This window comes from Bacillus sp. mrc49 (genome assembly GCF_002803435.1).
Map to the genome: position 1 here is coordinate 1 of NZ_PHNG01000411.1, position 279 is coordinate 279.

At 36.9% G+C, this 279-nt stretch carries 1 protein-coding gene; it reads right to left on the bottom strand.

Annotated features, from left to right (window positions below; genetic code table 11):
- A partial coding sequence (locus CVN76_RS02545; protein ID WP_198512448.1) for a TetR/AcrR family transcriptional regulator occupies positions 1-245 on the bottom strand: 245 nt, incomplete at its 3' end.
- Between the last annotated feature and the right edge of the window lie 34 nt (positions 246-279).

Consider the following 279-nt stretch of genomic DNA (forward strand, 5'->3'; position numbering starts at 1 on the left):
GCGTCTTTACCTGAGTACGCTAATAATTCATGGTAAATCAATTCGACCAAGCCTTTTAGGTAGATGGCTACAACTCCACTTTTTAAATCCTCCAGATTACTTACATATCGATACATCGATTGCGGCTGAATGGATAATGAACGGGCTAACCCATTATAGGTCAGTTTATTAAATCCCATTTCGCTACTGATTTTCAAACCTTCTTCTAGCACAATTTCTCTTGATAAACTAATTCGCTTTGTCATAATTCCATCCTTCTTTATGTTTGTCGCTTGACTA